Annotated in this window: 17 protein-coding genes; 9 read left to right on the top strand and 8 right to left on the bottom strand. The window is 62.7% G+C overall.

The features are described from left to right. Positions 1–2: 2 nt before the first annotated feature. The 3 genes from NKI66_RS09525 to NKI66_RS09515 are packed head-to-tail and all read left to right on the top strand — an operon-like array spanning position 3 to position 2,536. On the top strand, positions 3–554 hold the full coding sequence (locus NKI66_RS09525) for a flavoprotein (RefSeq protein ID WP_023810415.1): 552 nt from the start codon (positions 3–5) through the stop codon (positions 552–554). Continuing rightward, positions 547–1,941 carry a DUF6513 domain-containing protein gene (locus NKI66_RS09520; protein ID WP_352440194.1) on the top strand — a complete coding sequence of 465 codons (1,395 nt, stop codon included), beginning with the start codon at positions 547–549 and terminating at the stop codon, positions 1,939–1,941. Before NKI66_RS09525 ends, NKI66_RS09520 begins: the two co-directional genes overlap by 8 nt. Before the next feature lie 4 nt (positions 1,942–1,945). Beyond that, positions 1,946–2,536, top strand: a complete 591-nt coding sequence (locus tag NKI66_RS09515) for a DUF447 domain-containing protein (RefSeq protein ID WP_023810416.1) — start codon at positions 1,946–1,948, stop codon at positions 2,534–2,536. 20 nt (positions 2,537–2,556) lie between these two features. Here the strand turns inward: NKI66_RS09515 and NKI66_RS09510 are convergent, their stop codons facing one another. Continuing rightward, complete coding sequence (locus tag NKI66_RS09510; RefSeq protein ID WP_023810417.1) at positions 2,557–3,594, bottom strand: hydantoinase/oxoprolinase family protein; 1,038 nt, start codon at positions 3,592–3,594, stop codon at positions 2,557–2,559. 33 nt (positions 3,595–3,627) lie between these two features. Here NKI66_RS09510 and NKI66_RS09505 point away from each other — a divergent pair, with 33 nt between their 5' ends. Beyond that, positions 3,628–4,338 (top strand): HisA/HisF-related TIM barrel protein, encoded by a 711-nt coding sequence (locus NKI66_RS09505; protein WP_031212969.1) that lies wholly within the window; start codon positions 3,628–3,630, stop codon positions 4,336–4,338. 137 nt (positions 4,339–4,475) lie between these two features. Here NKI66_RS09505 and fae read toward each other — a convergent pair whose 3' ends face one another. The 7 genes from fae to NKI66_RS09470 form a co-directional block, all read right to left on the bottom strand. Further along, positions 4,476–4,982, bottom strand: coding sequence for a formaldehyde-activating enzyme (gene fae, locus NKI66_RS09500; protein WP_013532036.1), 507 nt, complete (start codon positions 4,980–4,982; stop codon positions 4,476–4,478). Between the two features lie 149 nt (positions 4,983–5,131). Further along, complete coding sequence (locus tag NKI66_RS09495; RefSeq protein WP_023810419.1) at positions 5,132–5,992, bottom strand: triphosphoribosyl-dephospho-CoA synthase; 861 nt, start codon at positions 5,990–5,992, stop codon at positions 5,132–5,134. Positions 5,993–6,002: 10 nt separating this feature from the next. Further along, positions 6,003–6,950 carry an ATP-grasp domain-containing protein gene (locus NKI66_RS09490; protein ID WP_352751510.1) on the bottom strand — a complete coding sequence of 316 codons (948 nt, stop codon included), beginning with the start codon at positions 6,948–6,950 and terminating at the stop codon, positions 6,003–6,005. Positions 6,951–7,085: 135 nt separating this feature from the next. Then, entirely contained in the window at positions 7,086–8,042 is a 957-nt protein-coding gene (gene mch / locus NKI66_RS09485; RefSeq protein WP_128303331.1) for a methenyltetrahydromethanopterin cyclohydrolase, read from the bottom strand. Further along, positions 8,039–9,010 (bottom strand): ATP-grasp domain-containing protein, encoded by a 972-nt coding sequence (locus NKI66_RS09480; protein WP_352751508.1) that lies wholly within the window; start codon positions 9,008–9,010, stop codon positions 8,039–8,041. Before NKI66_RS09480 ends, mch begins: the two co-directional genes overlap by 4 nt. A 136-nt stretch (positions 9,011–9,146) precedes the next feature. Continuing rightward, on the bottom strand, positions 9,147–10,040 hold the full coding sequence (locus NKI66_RS09475) for an NAD(P)-dependent methylenetetrahydromethanopterin dehydrogenase (RefSeq protein WP_023810423.1): 894 nt from the start codon (positions 10,038–10,040) through the stop codon (positions 9,147–9,149). Positions 10,041–10,069: 29 nt separating this feature from the next. Further along, complete coding sequence (locus tag NKI66_RS09470; RefSeq protein WP_128303333.1) at positions 10,070–11,041, bottom strand: beta-ribofuranosylaminobenzene 5'-phosphate synthase family protein; 972 nt, start codon at positions 11,039–11,041, stop codon at positions 10,070–10,072. Between the two features lie 155 nt (positions 11,042–11,196). Between NKI66_RS09470 and NKI66_RS09465 the strand changes: the two genes are divergently transcribed. The 5 genes from NKI66_RS09465 (at position 11,197) to NKI66_RS09445 (ending at position 16,110) form a co-directional block, all read left to right on the top strand. Further along, a complete protein-coding gene (locus tag NKI66_RS09465; RefSeq protein WP_013532029.1) occupies positions 11,197–11,577 on the top strand; it encodes a 4a-hydroxytetrahydrobiopterin dehydratase in 381 nt (126 codons plus the stop codon). Positions 11,578–11,694: 117 nt separating this feature from the next. Continuing rightward, positions 11,695–12,783: a tungsten formylmethanofuran dehydrogenase gene (locus NKI66_RS09460; RefSeq protein ID WP_352751506.1), complete on the top strand. Its 1,089-nt coding sequence runs from the start codon at positions 11,695–11,697 to the stop codon at positions 12,781–12,783. Then, positions 12,777–14,408 (top strand): formylmethanofuran dehydrogenase subunit A, encoded by a 1,632-nt coding sequence (locus tag NKI66_RS09455; RefSeq protein WP_352673758.1) that lies wholly within the window; start codon positions 12,777–12,779, stop codon positions 14,406–14,408. Before NKI66_RS09460 ends, NKI66_RS09455 begins: the two co-directional genes overlap by 7 nt. Further along, entirely contained in the window at positions 14,396–15,304 is a 909-nt protein-coding gene (gene fhcD / locus NKI66_RS09450; protein WP_352552632.1) for a formylmethanofuran--tetrahydromethanopterin N-formyltransferase, read from the top strand. The genes NKI66_RS09455 and fhcD overlap by 13 nt, the downstream gene beginning before the upstream one ends. Further along, positions 15,301–16,110 (top strand): formylmethanofuran dehydrogenase subunit C, encoded by an 810-nt coding sequence (locus NKI66_RS09445; protein ID WP_352751504.1) that lies wholly within the window; start codon positions 15,301–15,303, stop codon positions 16,108–16,110. Before fhcD ends, NKI66_RS09445 begins: the two co-directional genes overlap by 4 nt. The last annotated feature ends 75 nt before the right edge of the window (positions 16,111–16,185 follow it).

Genomic DNA, 16,185 nt, shown 5'->3' with positions numbered 1-16,185 from the left:
CGATGGTGAAGCTGCATGTGCCGCGCTGGGCGTGGGTTTTGACGGGTTCCGGGCATTTTTTTACGGAGAGCTTCGCACTTGTTCGCCAACTCGAACATTGCGATGTCTTCGTGTCGAAGGCCGCCAACGAAGTGCTGCGCATGTACAAGCTCAAACTTGATTTCCCGGAGACGACGCGCGTGCTGCACGACAAGACCGCGAGCGCGATCCCGGTCGGCGAATTCTACCACGGTGTCTATCACACGGTCGTGGTGGCGCCGGCCACGTCCAACACGGTCGCCAAATGCGTGCATGGCATTTCCGACACGCTCGCCACCAATGTCTTTGCCCAAGCGGGAAAGTGCCGTGTGCCAGCCATCGTCTTTGCTTGCGACACCGCACCGGAACTCGAAACCCAGGCACCGCACGGGCTGGTCAAGGTCTATCCGCGCAGGATCGATCTGGAAAATACCGAGCAGTTGAAGAGTTTCGAGCGGACCCAGGTGGTCGAGTCGCTCGCTGATCTCGAAGCCTCGCTCACACGGCGACAGGCCGAACTCGCAAGCGATGGCTGAGCGGCTGGTTTTTCTTACCGGCCATCTGGCCAAGGCGCGGCTGGAACGGCTGCTGGCCGGGCTGGGCAGAACCGAATTCGCGTGGGAAATCGTCGACGTCGGCGTCAAGGTCGCCGCGCTGATGAGCGAGGACATTGTGAAGCGTCGGCTCACTCTGACAGGAGACGCCGACCGCGTCATCCTACCCGGACGCTATCGGGGAAACATCGAGCACCTGTCGGAGCATTTCGGCGTGCCTTTTGTGCGCGGCCCCGACGAGATCGCCGACCTTCCGGCCTTCCTTGGCCGGGCGGGCAAACCGCCGGATCTGACGCGTCACGATATGCGCATCTTCGCCGAGATCGTCGATGCGCCGATGCTGTCGGTCGAGGCACTGATGGCGAGGGCCTCGATGCTAGCTGCGGCCGGCGCCGATGTCATCGATCTGGGCTGCCTGCCGGAGACGCCGTTTCCATTGCTGGCGGAGGCTGTGCGAGCGCTCAAGGCACGGGGATTTATGGTCAGCGTCGATTCGGCCAGCGTGGACGAACTGACGATCGGGGCACGCGCCGGCGCGGACTATCTTCTCAGCCTCGATGAGAACACGCTGCCGTTGATCTTCGATCATAGGGCTACGGCAGTGTTGATACCTTCCACGCCTGGCGATCTGGATTCGCTCGGCCGGGCCATCGAAGCCGCGCAAAAGGCCGGTATCGCCTTCATTGCCGATCCCGTGCTCGACCCGATCCATTTCGGCTTCGCCGTTTCACTCGGGCGCTTCATCGAGGCGCGGCGCCGCTGGCCGGACGTCGAATTGCTGATGGGCACCGGCAATCTCACCGAATTGACCGACGCGGACAGTTCTGGTGTTACGGCCGTTCTAGCGGGACTCTGCTCGGAACTCCGGATCCGAAACGTGCTGGCGGTGCATGTCAGCCCACACACGGTGCGGACGATCGAGGAGCACGATATCGCCCGCCGCGTCATGTTGGCTGCTTGCACGGACGGCGCCTTGCCGCGCGGCTATCACCCAGGCCTGTTGCAGGTCCACGATCGCAAGCCTTTCACAGCCTCAACCGACGATATCGAGGCATTGGCGGTCCAGGTGCGCGATGCCAACTTCCGGATCGCGGTAGCGGAGGACGGCATCCATGTTTTCAATAGCAAAGGGCATGCAGTTGCCACGGATGCGTTCGAACTTTTTGCCGGGCTGGACGTCAACGCCGATGGCGCACACGCTTTTTACCTCGGCGCGGAACTGATGAAGGCCGAGATCGCGTGGCGCCTCGGCAAGCGTTATGTGCAGGACGAGCCGCTCGCATGGGGCGTTGCCGCGCCGGCTCCCGAAACCGACCGTACCCGTCTTGCCGAGCCGGGCAAGACGCTCCGCGCAAGGAAAGAGCGCTAGGACCATGCCCTACATCCGCGAATCGATCATCACGACGGTCAACAAGGCAGGCAACGTCCACATCGCGCCGATCGGCATCATTGCCGAGAATGACGGCTGGGTGATTGCGCCGTTCCGGCCGTCGGTCACGCTCGACAATCTCGCCGAAGTGCCGTTCGCCATCGCCAATTATACCGACGACGTGCGTGTCTTTGCCGGCTGCCTGACAGGCCGCAAGCATTGGCCAATCGTTCCGGTTGACGGGTTTCCGGTGCCGAGGCTCGAGGCGGCGCTGGCGTATTCGGGGCTCCAAGTCCAGGCAGTCGATGACAATGGCGTGCGCCCCCGCCATTTCTGCCGCGTGGTGCGGGAGGAAGCGCTTGCGCCGTTCACCGGCCTCAACCGAGCCAAGGCGGCGGTGCTTGAGCTGGCCATCCTGGTCAGCCGGCTCGGCATGCTGCCGCGCGACAAGATCGAGGCGGAAATCGCCTACCTTTCGATCGCCATCGAAAAGACAGCAGGCGACGGTGAAAAGGAAGCCTGGGGCTGGCTGATGCAGCGTGTCAGCGATCACTTGACCGCCAAAAGTTCCGGTAGCGAGGACGCGCGAGCATAGGCGCGGGCGCCGCAACCTGCTTACGAAGGATATCCCGCCAAAAGCGCCACCGCGGACGCGGGTGCCGCGCTGCTCGCTTGCCCGCGAATGGTGTCATCAGCGGGGATGATGTCGGCGAAATCAATGTAACTGCGTTCCATGCGTTCTGCCAGTCGCCTGATCTGCCAGCGGCCGATTCCGGCGCCGACGATCGGGACATCCCGAGGCAGGGTTCCGGCAACCAGCGACGCTGCATCGTGCACTTTGCGCAGTTGCTGCTCGCTGAACCAGCGCGCGACTTCACCCCATTCCGGCGGGGTAAGGTCAGTGGCGTCGCGCCCGACCATGCGCGCCAGCCGCGCGATCGAGCCATCCACGGTCTTTTCCTTGCCGTCGGCGGGAGGGTGCCTGTCGTCGTCCTCGTCGAGCACGCCCAGGATGCGGTGAGCGTCGGCGATTGAGGCGAAATACTCGTTCATCAGCGGCGTTAGCCTGCCACGGACGGGAGCCGACGAGGCTACGCCGAACAGGAATGTTCTGGTAAAGCCGGTATAGACCAATTCGCCGGTTAGAAGCCGTCCGGCGTCGGTGTAGCCGTCATTGGCCACGGCGCCGTTCTTGATGGCGATGATATCGGTGGTGGTGGAGCCCATGTCGACGAACAGGGCATCGCCGGCAAGTTTTGCCACCAATAAGGCTGTCGCGTGCCAATTGGCGGAAGCCACATCGGCGCCTAGCTGCGCTGCCCGCTCGACCCCGACGAAACCGGATGGTCCGGCATAGACCAGCTTTTTGTCTGTGGGGAAATGGGTGGAAATCTGACCCAGCAGAGCCGCTACGCCGACATCGCGAGACGGAAAGATGTCCGACAGTTCGCCTGTCATGGTGAATGCGTTGAGATCCGCACCCGCGTAGATCGGAGCCGTTTCGTCGAGGGCTGAAGCCAGCTTGTGCAGCCCTTGCCAGAGCGGCGTTGCGATCGTTACCGCCTCGACGATGCGACCGTCTTGTGCGCGGGTCACCTTCAGATGTGCGCCGCCAATGTCGAAACCGGCAATGATGCCCTTTCTTTTTTCCACGCTTCAAGCTTTCATGACGGGGGCAATTGGTCGGTGAAAAAAGCGTTGCGTATCATTCCGGTTCTCGACCTGAAAGACGGCGTGGTGGTTCGCGCCCAGCAGGGAAAACGCGATCGCTACAGGCCGATCGTTACGCCGCTCAGCCGAAGCCCTGATGTCGTCGCGGTCGCTGAAGGACTGCGTGGGCTTTATCCTTTTTCGACCTTCTACATCGCGGATCTGGACGCTATCGAAGGCGGTGTGCCAAACAGCGACGCACTCGCCCGGCTGAGGACGATGGCGGAGCCGCCGGAACTTTGGGTCGATGCCGGTGTGGCCGACGAAAAGACACTTTTGGCGGCGCTTGCCGAACGCTCGCTGTCTCCTGTTTTGGGCTCTGAATCGCAGCGGGACGACATGTTGCTGCGGCGTTTTCGCGATCATCCCGATCTCATCCTGTCCCTTGATTTCGTCGGCGATAGTTTTTGCGGACCGCGTTCTCTTCTCGATGAGCCCGAGCTTTGGCCGCAAAAGGTGATTGTCATGACGCTGGCCAAGGTCGGTGCGGCCGCCGGTCCCGACTTCGGGCGGTTGCAGGAGGTCAAGGCCAAGGCCGGAAATCGCGCCGTCATCGCGGCCGGCGGCGTCCGCAATGAGACCGACATCAGCGCCTTGTCCGCGATGGGTGTCGCCGCGGCGCTGGTCGCAACCTCATTGCACAACGCTACGCTCACCCCCGGCCGCCTCGCGTCACTCGGCGCCTGACAATCGTCGCTCGTCAACTCCCGAAGGGCGAGCGCCCTTCGGGAGTTGACGTTTCAAAAGCCCAGAACCTTTTTCAGCCGGCGCAACAGACCATCCGTCTCAGAAGAGGGTTTTTCCTGTGCGGGGCTGTCTCTTGTCTAGGCTGCGAACGGATGCTTGACCTTGTCGCGCTGGGCAGTTGCTTCGGCGGCGGTCGGCGTTCCTGCAACGGCGCGCTGGATAGCTTCCTTCGTCGCCTCGTAATTGTATTTCTGGATCTTGGCGTCGTCCGCCGCGTCCCAATGGATGAATACCCCGACGCAGATGAACACGTCGTCCGCTTCGTTGGCCGGAATGGTCCCGTCCGCAACGCTGTCCTGCACGGCCTTTGCCACGGCGTGCTGCGCCGGGCCGAACATCTGGACCGCCTGCTTGGCGCCCTTGATCGTGACCTTGTTGAACATCACGGTGTTGGGTTTGCATTGAAGATTGGGCGCGATCACCGCCAAAAGCGAAGTAAAGCCGTCCTTGTTGTTGGTAAGCGCGTTGCAGAATGCCGTTTCGACCGCGCTCCCCCGCGGGCCGATGAGCAGGTCGACATGCGCGACTTCGTTGCCGTCTCCCACCAGCGATTCACCGACCATAACCTTTGAGATTTTTGCCATGCCAATTTCCTCCAAGACACAATTATGATGTCCACGGACGCTGCAACCGAGCAGGCGCTCGATGGACAGCTATCCTTGTTGGCAGCGTCCGGATTTGCCCGGACCGGTTGGCTAGATAGCCGCGGAAGCACAGCTTCCGCTTTTGGAAGTCAAGCACCAACGCCGCGATTATGCAAGGTGAGGGCGAGGGTGTGGACTAAAAGAGTAGCCACGGTGAGGTCGGCCGAGGTGCCGGGATTGATGTTGTCGGTCTTTAACCGACGGTCGAACTCCATGAGCAGGCGAATGCGCGACGGTTCGTCGCCCTCGGCGTGGAGCGCCGCCTGGACGGCAACGGCTTCCTGCCGCGCCTGATTTGCGACGTCAACGCCGTGCTTGCGCATCACATGGCTGTCGGGGAAGCCGGCGAGAAACGCCATGTAGACGAATGCCGTCGGCCACATGCCGGTTTCTCCACGTGCCAACGCTCCATCCAGCGCGGCGAGCCCGACCCCGAACACGTCGCCGAAACAGCTGCCGTACTGGCGGGCGATCATGTCGCGGTCGGCGGCCTCCCGCATCGCGTCCAGCAAATGGATCTTCGGCTCCTGCCGCACGTCGTTGGCGGCTTCTCCGAGGCCGCCTGGCGCGGCCGTGACGATCGCCTCGAATACCGCCTTGGTATCCTGCACGCTCAAAGCCCGAAGCAGCGAGTCGAGATTGTCCTGCAGTCTGTCACCGCCCATTTCGGCGGCGCATATCAGTGGCCCTGTCAGAAGGATGATTCCGAGATTGGTATTGGTTGCGACCGCCAGTCGTGTCGCGCGCACTGCCTCCAGCATGCGCTGTCCGACCGGCAGACGAGGATCGGTCAGCGGCCCGGAAGAAACCTCCGCACTCATCATGAACTGGGCGGCGGACATTCCGTGTCCGTCGGCGAACAGATGGACGTTGCCCGGTTTGAGGGCTTCGATCTCCATCCTGCAGGCATCCTTGTAGCTGGCCCGGAGGCGTTCACGCGATAGCGCCATCCTAGCGGCCTCACGAATTCGCAGGCGCGGCGAAACGGTAGGGCCGCGGCGCGGCGGCCGCTTCGGCGCGGTCGGCCAGGAGTTTCAGCAAGGCATCGGCGATTGCTTCGGCGATGTTCAAAGCGACCACCGATTGCAATCCCGACCAGGCGGGCATGCTGTTCACTTCGAGTATGAACAGATTGCCGTCGTCAGCCCGCACGATGTCCACGCCGGCAAAATCCGCGCCGACCGCGGCTGACGCTGCGACAGCCAGCGAGGCCAGTTCCGCCTTGCCATGTTCGGAAACCTGTTCCGGCACGCCGCCCCGGTTGACGTTCGTGATCCAGTCGTCGCTGATGCGGCTCATCATCGCCACGGTCTCGCCGGCGCAGACAAAGACGCGAAAATCCCGGAAAGGCGGACCGGCACGCGACACATATTGCTGAAGGTAGTAGACGCTGTTCACCTCTTCTGCGGCCGGCAGGTCCGAGAGCGCGCGGATCAGCTTTATCCCGCGGCCTTGCGCGCCGAACAATGGTTTCAGCACCAGCGGTCCCCGCGGAAGCTCTTGCGCCGCGATCTCCTCGGCGACGGCAAGTCCTTCTATGGCAAAGGTGCGTGGCGTAGGCAGGCCGGCATTTTTCAAGAGGAATGTCGTCATCGACTTGTCGACGCAGCGCTCGATCGCCTGCGCGGAGTTCCATACGGGAACCGACAGTCTGCTTAACGCGTGCAGCACGCCGAGGCGCCGGGTAATCGCTTCGAACGATCCGGCGGCGATCGAACGGACGAGCACGGCGTCGGGCAGCGTGCCGCCGAAGCCAGGGATCGAAAGCCCGCTCGGGCTGCTGGTGTCGAATGCGATCGCCGCCAGCGGCACGGCTGCAACGGCGGCGCCTCGCCGACCAAGCCCTGCCGCCAGGCCGTTCGAGCCGGTGTCCACTTTGTCGCTGACGATCAGGATGCGAGGGATCATGTGGCGCCTCGGGTGCGGGAACCTCGGAGGCGCGAGCGATTCCGCGCCCCAATGGCCGCGTCCGCGACGGGGCTGCACGAAATGCAGTCGTCGGGCAGGCGAATGACGGACGAATCCCTTTGCACCGCCATCCTCTTAGCCGAGACTTCGTTCGAGCATCTTCAGATCACGCCGACCGGCGCGAAACGTATCGCCGGTTTCGATCGCTGTCACGATCACTTCGGCCGGACTGAACAGCAGCGGGTCGATGGCATAGAAATCGCCCTTGAACCGCGCGAAGATCTCGGCGAAGGGTTGGCCATAGTCCCGTGAGGCGCTGCTTGGGAGTTTTTCCGCGAGTTTGCCAGCTTCTTTCGCCGATCCTTTCACGAAGAGCTGGACGCTGCCGCCATAGATGATGGCATCGTTGGTTCGGCCCATGGCGGTCAGGAAATCCGGATGGGGGGCGGGGATCGGAGCCGTTCCGATGCCATCGACAACGTTCTCCAGCGGGAATTTGAGATCGTTGATCTTGTGCAGGGCAACCTCGAGCGCGCGCGCAACGATCTGCACGCCGCCGGCAAGGCTTTGTGTCGGCGCATAGAGGAAGGTGAGCTTTTCCGTCGCCAATCCAGTTGCCTTGCCCACTTTCTCAACGATCGCGCGGGGAGGCGGTTCGGCCGTCTCCAGGATAAGCACCGCGGACGATGCGATGTCGCGATAGGAAAGTGTTTCGAACAGCGGTTCGACCCGGGCGAGCGCCCGCGCCGGCCCAGATCCCATGGCGAAATAGTCCTGGCCAGATAGATTCCAGCCCGCATATTGGCTGCCCAGGCAGGCTAGCACCGGCTGCGAAGATCGCGCTTCGACGGTGAACGGCCATTGCTGTGACGCACGATCCATGAACACCGAAACGCTGCCGAGACCGCCCATCGCAGCCTCAGCCATGCGCAGCCCGGCTTCGACGCTGCCGACGGTCTTGGCGCCGGCATCGATCAGGCGCTCGCCCAATGGCCCCGTGGAGACGACGATACGCAGGCGTTCGGCGTCGTCGATCATGCCGTCAACGATGCGCTGTGCATTGTCGTTCAGGAATGCCGAACCGTCTTTCATGTCCGGTCTCCTTCCCATTGGAGTTGCAATTGACTGACTTGTCCCTTGATGAGCCGCTTGGTCGATTGGACGCTCGGACCGCGCGCGAAGACCGTGCAGACAGGGTCGCCGGCAATCAGACGGGTGCCAGCCGACTGCTGGTCCGCTGTCCATTCAGGCCAGGCGATCGACGGAAAGTGAGTGATTGGCGTCGCGGCGTAAGTCACCATCGACGCCATCGAATCGACGAAGCGCGGCAAGCGGAAGACCTGACCCATCGCGGCGCGCAGATGCGCTTCGATCAATGGCGCTTCGACATCGTCGAAAATGTCGAGGGTGGCGCCTGGCCTCGGATTGATCTCGATGAACTTGTAGCCATCCGGCCCGCGGATGAGATCGGCGCTGCACAATCCAACCAGGCCGGCGCGCCGCGTCAGACTTGAGAGCCAACCGCCGATCACCCCCGCCTGTCTGCGATCGAAGCGTCTCAACCGCACGGCGCCGCCATAGCGATAGGGCGCTGTCGGGGAGGGGGACGTCCATTGTTGGCTGAAGCCCACGACGTGCGCGGTTTGCCCGTTGCCGACGAACAGGGTCGAGATGCTGCGACCGGCAACGAAGCGCTGGAAGTAGCGGCCGGCGGTCGGGCTTTCTCCGGTTGCTCGTCTGATGTGCCCGCCGCCGGCGCCGCCCGCGGTCTTGACCACCCAGTTCTCCGGATCAGGCGGCTGGTCCCATCGCAATTGCGGATGCGGGATGCCAAGTTCGGCGCAATCATCGGCCAGCAACTGCGGATCCTTGATCCTGCGGATCGCGGCGCCGCCGGTGCCTGCGAGCGGAAAGTGTCGCGCTATCTCTTCCACGGTCTCAGGCATCCGCTCAAACCCAGAGCCCAGGATAATGGCGACCGGGAGGTCGTCGCCAGCCAATCGCCGAAGCGTGTCGATGATGCGCTCGCTATCGACGCCCCCCTGCAGGTCGCCCGGCAATATCGTCGCGCGTTCTGCGAGCGCGACGGTGTCCGTATCGCAAAAGAAATCGGCGACCAGCGGACGATAGCCGGCGCGACGCGCGGCGGCGGCCAGCGCCCGGCCTGAAATTGCCGCGATCAAAAGAGATCCGGCGTTACTTGGCAATCTCGCGTGCAAGGGAAAACGCTTCCTGAAAATCGAGCGTGATCGTCTTTTCGGATTCGATCATTCTTTTGAAGAGACCGAATTCGACCTTATATTTGACATTGCCGATGGCAAGCGGACCAATGCCGACAGCTTTTGCCGTTTCGAGTGGATCACCATTGGCATTGACGGCCAATCCTTCGATGCCGGCCGGGGGAACAGCATTGACGTCGGCCGCAATAAGCAGGTCATTGCCTTTCAATTGGGCTTTGGAGACCACTTGGACGCCGGCTTTAGCGCAAGCCAGGATAATTTCGTTTGCCTCGACCAGCTTTGTCTTGCGGGCGTCGCTCGATCCGTCAGCGGCATCGACGATGATGTTGAATCTGCTTTCGATCTCGGCCGCGATCTGCTTGACCCTTTCGATGCCGTCATGGCCGACAAGTGTGACCCGTGCACCTTCCTCTGCCGCGATGACGGCGGTGCAGAAGCCGACGACGCCGGTGGCGCCGAAAACAGCCACCCTCGTATCCCTGAGCCCACGCTGGAATTTCTTCTCCAGCGCCTTTTCGACCTTGGCCACCATCGCCGCGGCCGTGGTGAACGAGCCGGCCGGATCGGCAAATACCGAAACCTGGAAAGGCGGCACCATCGCCTTCTTCGCGGCGTCGAACATGTCGAGCGCCAACGAGGCATCCTTCCCGGCGATGAAGATGCCGGTGTCGACACCCGCATCCGGCGGGCGCGAAAAGATCGCGTCCTGGACCAGGCCTGTCACTTCGGCGAGGCTTACATCGACATAGGGGACGACGGCGTCGAAACCTGCGTCGAGCGCCATATTCACGTCGAAGGGGCTCATCTGCTTCAACGGTGTCAGCATGTGCAGGATGTGTTTGCGGGCCATTTCTTGCCTTTCTGCCTGAAACGGGAGCGTCAGCTGCCGACGAGATTCAGCCTGGTTGAGCTGATCTTCGCGCCGGAGTTCCTGCCCTTGACGATCTTGATCTCAAGGCCGTCTCCAACTTTCGTCTTCCGAACCGCGTCGACGAACTTGAGTGCGGCGTCATGCGATGGCGCGAAGGCAAAGCCTGTCGGCCCCCAGGAACTCTGGCCGATGCCGACGGCGCCTGCTTCATTGAGACGGTGGGCCGCCATCTCGACCCCCTTCGAGGTGAACACGCCGCCCTGCGCCGGGGCGAAATGGCTGCCGATCAGCATCTGTATCGCGGTGACGGCGGCGCCGAATGCCGGAAGGTCCCGCTCGACCAGAGCCGGCATAATGCCCATCAGCACCCTCCGGCAGATCTCCCCGCTGCCTGCCGTTGGGAATGGCGGCAGCGAACGAAACGCCGCGACCTCGGCAGCGCCATGCAGTCCATGCCCGGAATGGTCGAGGATGAGGATGACGCGCCACTCTTCCGGAAACGGCAGCCGCGCGACGACCGGAGGCGTTCCGCCGCGGTCGTTCTTGCCGGCGTCGACTATGACGCCGCCGTCTTCGAAACTTGCGATGCCGATGCCGGATCGGCCGCCCCGCTCGAGCAGGCTGGCGTCGCCGACGATATCCAGAGGCAAATTATGGAGAGTGCGCAATGCCGAGGCGACGGCAAGGGCGATCTGCGTGCCGGACCCCAGACCCGCATGACTGGGGATCGACTGCTCGACCACCAGATGGTGCTGGCCGCGAATGCCGAGATGCTTGCAGAGCGTCGACAGATGCTCGCTGGCGCGGGTGCTCTCGGAGTCTTCGACGATGGTCTCGCCGGACCGCGACAGGGTGACGACGGTTTCGGGTTCGCTCAATGGAAGCCCGACGCTGCCGAACCGCCGTCCGGCATCGCCATTGAGATCAAGGAAGCCAAGGTGCAGGCGAGCGGGCACTCGTATGGTAACAGAATTCGACATCTGCCCCCCGATGGGTGCATCATGGATGCATCATGGAAGTTTAGGTGCCCGGTACCATGATAACTGTTTTCGTCGATGGGGCAAGCCAAAGAGAATGCATCACGTGTTTGCCGGCTCCGGCGCATAGACAGACCGAGCAATTCGCGGAGGTCGAGATGAACGAGACAGTCAAGGAAAAGGTCTATTCGGAAGCCGAGATCGCCGATCGGCTTGAGAAGGAGCTGCCGAAATGGCGTTACGAAAACGGCTGGATCCGGCGCAAATACAAGACCCACAGCTGGAAATCGACGCTCATGGTCATCAACACGGTTGGCCATCTCGCCGAGGCGGCGTGGCACCATCCCGATATCACCGCCTCCTATGCCTGGGTCGAGGTGCGCCTGACGAACCACGCGGCGAAAGGCATTACCGACAAGGATTTCGAGTTGGCGAAAAAGATCGAGGATGTTGTTCAGTGGCAGCCGGCCAAGGAAGGCGGGGCGCTGGAAGGCACTCCGCTGACCGATCAACGCTTCGCTTACGTCAAATATGACTAAGCAGGGTCGGAATTTGTTGACGCGTATGAAAACATTCGCTGATCCGCTGCAAGGTGGGGTTCACGGCCAATCCAGTTTCGTCTAGGATCGGGCCGGCACCAGAAAGTAGTTTAGCGAATGGCGGTTGCTTGGATCGGCAACCGGGAAGCGCTGATTGAGCACGCGGCTGCGCATGCCGCGTCGCTATTGTCGTCAAGTCGGTGCCCGGTTTTCAGCTTTAATACGGATATAGACGGCACCAGGGTGGCGATCGCGCTGGCCGAGCGGGCTGGCGCGGCATACGACCATGCCGATGGCGCGGCACTTGCCCGAGAGACCGCGCTTTTTACGGACAAGGGGGCAATGACCGTCGCCCCCGGTGAGACGCGCCGGCGTGCCGATGTCGTGGTGATCGTGGGGGAGCTCCCGCGGATCCATCATGGTCTTGTTGGCGAACTCGCTGGGACGGTTCCCGACCTCTCGACCGGGAACCAGCGCGCGTTCTTCGTGGTAGGTCCAAACGGGATGTCCGTGCCGCCGCTGAACGGCGGGCGCAAGGCAACGCAACTTTCCTGTGGCCAAGCCAGCCTCGCCGCCACGCTAGCGGCACTGCGGGCACAGTACAAAGGGCAGCGTACATCGCAACCGGTGTCGAATTTCAATGATTTCGCCAAAGCTCTGGCGGCCGCGCATTTCCCCGTGTTCCTGTTTTCAGGCCACGCCGCCGAAGGCTTGGCATTGGAGATGCTGCAAGGACTGATCGCCGATCTCAATCGCAAATCGCGCGCATCCGGCCTTCATCTGCCGGCGAACGAAAACGGCTGGGGAAGCACGCTCGCCTCGGCCTGGATGACAGGTTTTCCACTGCGCACCGGCTTTGCGCGCGGCTTCCCGGAATTCGATCCCTGGCGCTGCGATGTGGCGCGCATGATCGCTGCCGGCGAAGCCGACCTGCACCTGCGGATCTCCGCCACAACGGCTCAACCGAAGGAAAAAAAGCGCCGCATCGCGCTGATTGCGTTGACGAAAACGCAAGAGCCGGTTGCCGGCGCCGCGGTCACCATCGCCATCGGCGAGGCTGGGGTCGATCACGATGCGGTTGTCTACTCCAGCCGCACGGGCTCGCTCAGGTCGATCGATGCGCAAGCGGCCTCGCAATTGCCCTCCGCCGCGACGATCATCCGCCTGATCGCTACCCATGCTTTCGCCGAGGCACTGCCATGCTGACGAAAATCGCCGGCGGCGACATCATCGATCCCGTCAACGGCCGTCTCGGCAAAGGCGACCTCTGGATCAAGGACGACAAGATCGTTCCGGCGCCGGCGGGAGGGGCGGCCGACCGGATCATCGAAGCCAGCGGCTGCATCGTGATGGCTGGCGCCATCGACATCCACTCCCACATTGGCGGCGGCAATGTGAACACCGCGCGGCTGCTCTTGCCCGAACAGCACGCCGCCCATCAGCCGCGGCCAGCAATGACGCCGCTCTCCAATGCCGGCTGGTCGACGTTCCAGACCGGCTGCCTCTACGCAAAGATGGGCTTTACGACGGTGGTCGAGCCGGCGATGTCGCCGGGAGCGGCGCTTCACACGCATCTCGAACTGGCTGACATCCCGATCATCGACAAAGCAACCCTCGCCATTCTCGGCAATGACGATTTCCTGTTGTCGATGATCCGCGACGACGCCCCCCGAACGATGATCGAGGACTATGTCGCCTGGACGGTCGCTTCGACGCGAGCGCTTGGGGTCAAGGTGATCAACGCCGGTGCGGCGGCCGCCTTCAAGGAGAACGTCCGCACCTTCTCGCTGGACGATGTCGTGCCTTCCTATGGCGTCAGTTCGCGCAAGATCGTCAAGACGCTGCAGGCCGCCGTCGACAGTCTTGGCCTGCCGCATCCCCTGCATGTCCATTGCAACAATCTGGGCAGCCCCGGATCGGCGGATACGGCGGCTGCGACGATTGCAGCGGCGGATGGGCTGCCGCTGCATCTCGCCCACCTCCAGTTCTATGGCTATGGCACGGAAGGAAAACGCGGGTTTTCTTCCGCCGCCGCACGGCTTGCCGAACTGGTCAACGCGACGCCGGAAGTCACCATCGATATCGGCCAGGTCATGTTCGGCCAGACGGTCACGGTCTCCTCCGACGTCATGCGGCAGTTTTCGGCGCGTGGCAGCGCGCACCCGAAAAAGACCGTCATTCATGACGGTGACGGCAATGGCGGCGGCATCGTGCCCTACAGCTATGGCAAGGACTTCTACGGCACGATGCAGTGGGCGATCGGGCTCGAGCTTTTTCTCCTGATCGACGATCCCTGGCGTGTGTTCTTCACCACCGATCATCCCAACGGTGCACCTTTTACCGCTTATCCGGCGCTGTTCGAACTGCTGATGAGCCGGGAAGCGCGCGCCGAAATGACCGCCGGACTTTCACGATCCGCTCTGGCGCTCTCTACCCTGGCCGCAATCGACCGCGAATACACGTTCGAGGAAATCGCCATCATGACGCGCGCGGCGCCAGCCAAGCTGCTCGGCTTGACGGACCGAGGCCATCTCGGCGCCGGCGCAACAGCAGACATCGCTATCTATCGCAGGGACCGCAGTATCGCGAAAATGCTCGGACGGGCGGCGTATGTTTTCAAGGATGGCGATCTCGTCGTGCAAGACGGGGAAATCATCCATTACCGCTGGGGCAAGGCATTGAGGCTCAAGCCGCCTGTCGACAAGGCAATGGTGCGACGGCTCGAGGACTATCACCAGCAGCGCTACGGCCTGTCGCTGGACTGGTTCAATTTTCCGGATTCCGCGATTGCGCGCGAACAGCCATTCGGCGAGGTGCCATGCCGAACATGAGCGTCAATGGGGTAACGATCGACGATACCTTCGCCGAAGCCTTCGGCATGCGCGCAACCGCCATCGTCATCACCGCGCCGAGTCGGAAATGGGCTCGCCAAGCGGCGATCACGATGACCGGCTTCGCCACCTCGGTGATCGGTTGCGGCTGCGAAGCAGCAATCGATCTCGACCTGCCGCCATCGGCCACACCGGATGGCCGGCCGGGCTGCCGCGTCATGATTTTCGCGATGGGAACGGACGAATTGCAGAAACAACTACTCAATCGTGTCGGCCAGTGCGTTTTGACCTCGCCGGGTTCCGCCTGCTTTGCCGGGCTGCAGGGCAGCGCCGAGCTCAAGCTCGGTTCGGCGCTGCGTTATTTCGGCGACGGCTGGCAAATCTCCAAGAAGATCGGCGACAGGCATTTCTGGCGTATTCCCGTCATGGATGGCGAGTTCCTGTGCGAAGCAACGACCGGACTGACGAAGGAAGCTGTCGGTGGCGGCAATTTCTTTGTCATGGCGCAAAGCAGCGCCAACGCTTTGGCCGCTGCCGAGGCCGCGGTCGGTGCGATCGGCATGGTGCCTGGCGCCATCGTGCCGTTTCCGGGCGGCATTGCCCGCTCGGGTTCCAAGATAGGTGGCAAATACAAAGGCATGATCGCCTCGGCCAACGAAGCCTATGCGCCGACGCTGCGCGGCGTCGTCGCGAGTGAACTCGGTCCCGACATCAACGCCGTCCTGGAAATCGTCATCGATGGTGAAACCAATGATGCAGTTGCCGCCGCGATGAAGGCCGGCATCAAGGCTGTCATAGAGCTCGGACCGAAAAGAGGCGCGGTTCGGATCAGCGCCGGCAATTACGGCGGCAAGCTCGGAAAATTCATCTACTCGCTGAAGGATATGCTGCCATGAAGGCGCTGACCTTCACCCTGGTTGCCGAGCCGCCGGAGCGCCTTGACCTGTCGCCGCTGACGCCGGAGCGGCTGGCCGGGATCGAAAGGCGCGACGTCGAAAGAATCCAGATCGGCATGTCGAAGCACGGATCGAAGGTGGGCGACATTTTTCGCGTCGCCGGCAGCGATCCGACAAGCATCGTGTTCGAAGGTGGAAGCGCGCGCCTTGACCTTGTGGCGCAAGGCATGCGGACCGGGTCGGTTCGCCTCGTTGGCAATGCCGGCGCCCAGGCCGGGCGCGCCATGCGCGGTGGCAAGCTCACGATCGAAGGCAATGCGGGTCCATACGCCGGCTCCGGCATGCGCGGCGGCAGGCTTGAGATAACGGGCAATGCCGGCGACCACCTCGGTGCGCCGCTCGTGGGGGAACTGGCCGGCATGAACGGCGGTGTGTTGATTGTCAGGGGCAAGGCGGGCGCCTTCGCGGCGGACCGCATGCGGCGCGGCCTGATCGCGGTGCTGAAAGGCTCCGGCGACCTTGCCGGCAGCCGCATGATCGCCGGCACGCTGGTGGTGGCCGGTGGCACCGGCGAGATGCCCGGCTATTTGATGCGTCGCGGTTCGATCCTTCTCGATCGTGCGCCGGCACGCATGTCGCCGAGCTTCGTCGAATGCGGCGCGCCCGAGAGCGTTTTCGCCGCCATCATCGATCGTCATCTGATCGCCGAGGGCATTTTGAAACGGCCGCTTCTGGGGAGCGCACCGCGCAAATATGGCGGGGATAACGCAGTGCTCGGAATGGGCGAGGTTCTTTTTTCGCGCTGAGATCCGTCGACACAAGAACCATAGGATGGCAGGACGCAAGTGCTGCCGCTGGTTGGCAGTAGGGGGCGACCGTCA

The sequence above is a fragment of the Mesorhizobium sp. M0518 genome (assembly GCF_040321125.1).
Taxonomy (GTDB): Bacteria; Pseudomonadota; Alphaproteobacteria; order Rhizobiales; family Rhizobiaceae; genus Mesorhizobium.
The sequence above is the reverse complement of the archived record's forward strand: the minus strand, read 5'-3'. Positions and strand labels throughout refer to the sequence as shown.

Bases quoted from the DNA above. Each gene is read 5' to 3' on its own strand.
- mch (WP_128303331.1), bottom strand. From the start codon at position 8,042: ATGAAAGACGGTTCGGCATTCCTGAACGACAATGCACAGCGCATCGTT.
- NKI66_RS09465 (WP_013532029.1), top strand. From the start codon at position 11,197: ATGAACGAGACAGTCAAGGAAAAGGTCTATTCGGAAGCCGAGATCGCC.
- NKI66_RS09475 (WP_023810423.1), bottom strand. From the start codon at position 10,040: ATGGCCCGCAAACACATCCTGCACATGCTGACACCGTTGAAGCAGATG.
- NKI66_RS09470 (WP_128303333.1), bottom strand. From the start codon at position 11,041: ATGTCGAATTCTGTTACCATACGAGTGCCCGCTCGCCTGCACCTTGGC.
- NKI66_RS09455 (WP_352673758.1), top strand. From the start codon at position 12,777: ATGCTGACGAAAATCGCCGGCGGCGACATCATCGATCCCGTCAACGGC.
- NKI66_RS09525 (WP_023810415.1), top strand. From the start codon at position 3: ATGGTGAAGCTGCATGTGCCGCGCTGGGCGTGGGTTTTGACGGGTTCC.
- NKI66_RS09490 (WP_352751510.1), bottom strand. From the start codon at position 6,950: ATGATCCCTCGCATCCTGATCGTCAGCGACAAAGTGGACACCGGCTCG.
- fhcD (WP_352552632.1), top strand. From the start codon at position 14,396: ATGCCGAACATGAGCGTCAATGGGGTAACGATCGACGATACCTTCGCC.
- NKI66_RS09495 (WP_023810419.1), bottom strand. From the start codon at position 5,992: ATGGCGCTATCGCGTGAACGCCTCCGGGCCAGCTACAAGGATGCCTGC.
- fae (WP_013532036.1), bottom strand. From the start codon at position 4,982: ATGGCAAAAATCTCAAAGGTTATGGTCGGTGAATCGCTGGTGGGAGAC.
- NKI66_RS09520 (WP_352440194.1), top strand. From the start codon at position 547: ATGGCTGAGCGGCTGGTTTTTCTTACCGGCCATCTGGCCAAGGCGCGG.
- NKI66_RS09515 (WP_023810416.1), top strand. From the start codon at position 1,946: ATGCCCTACATCCGCGAATCGATCATCACGACGGTCAACAAGGCAGGC.
- NKI66_RS09460 (WP_352751506.1), top strand. From the start codon at position 11,695: ATGGCGGTTGCTTGGATCGGCAACCGGGAAGCGCTGATTGAGCACGCG.
- NKI66_RS09445 (WP_352751504.1), top strand. From the start codon at position 15,301: ATGAAGGCGCTGACCTTCACCCTGGTTGCCGAGCCGCCGGAGCGCCTT.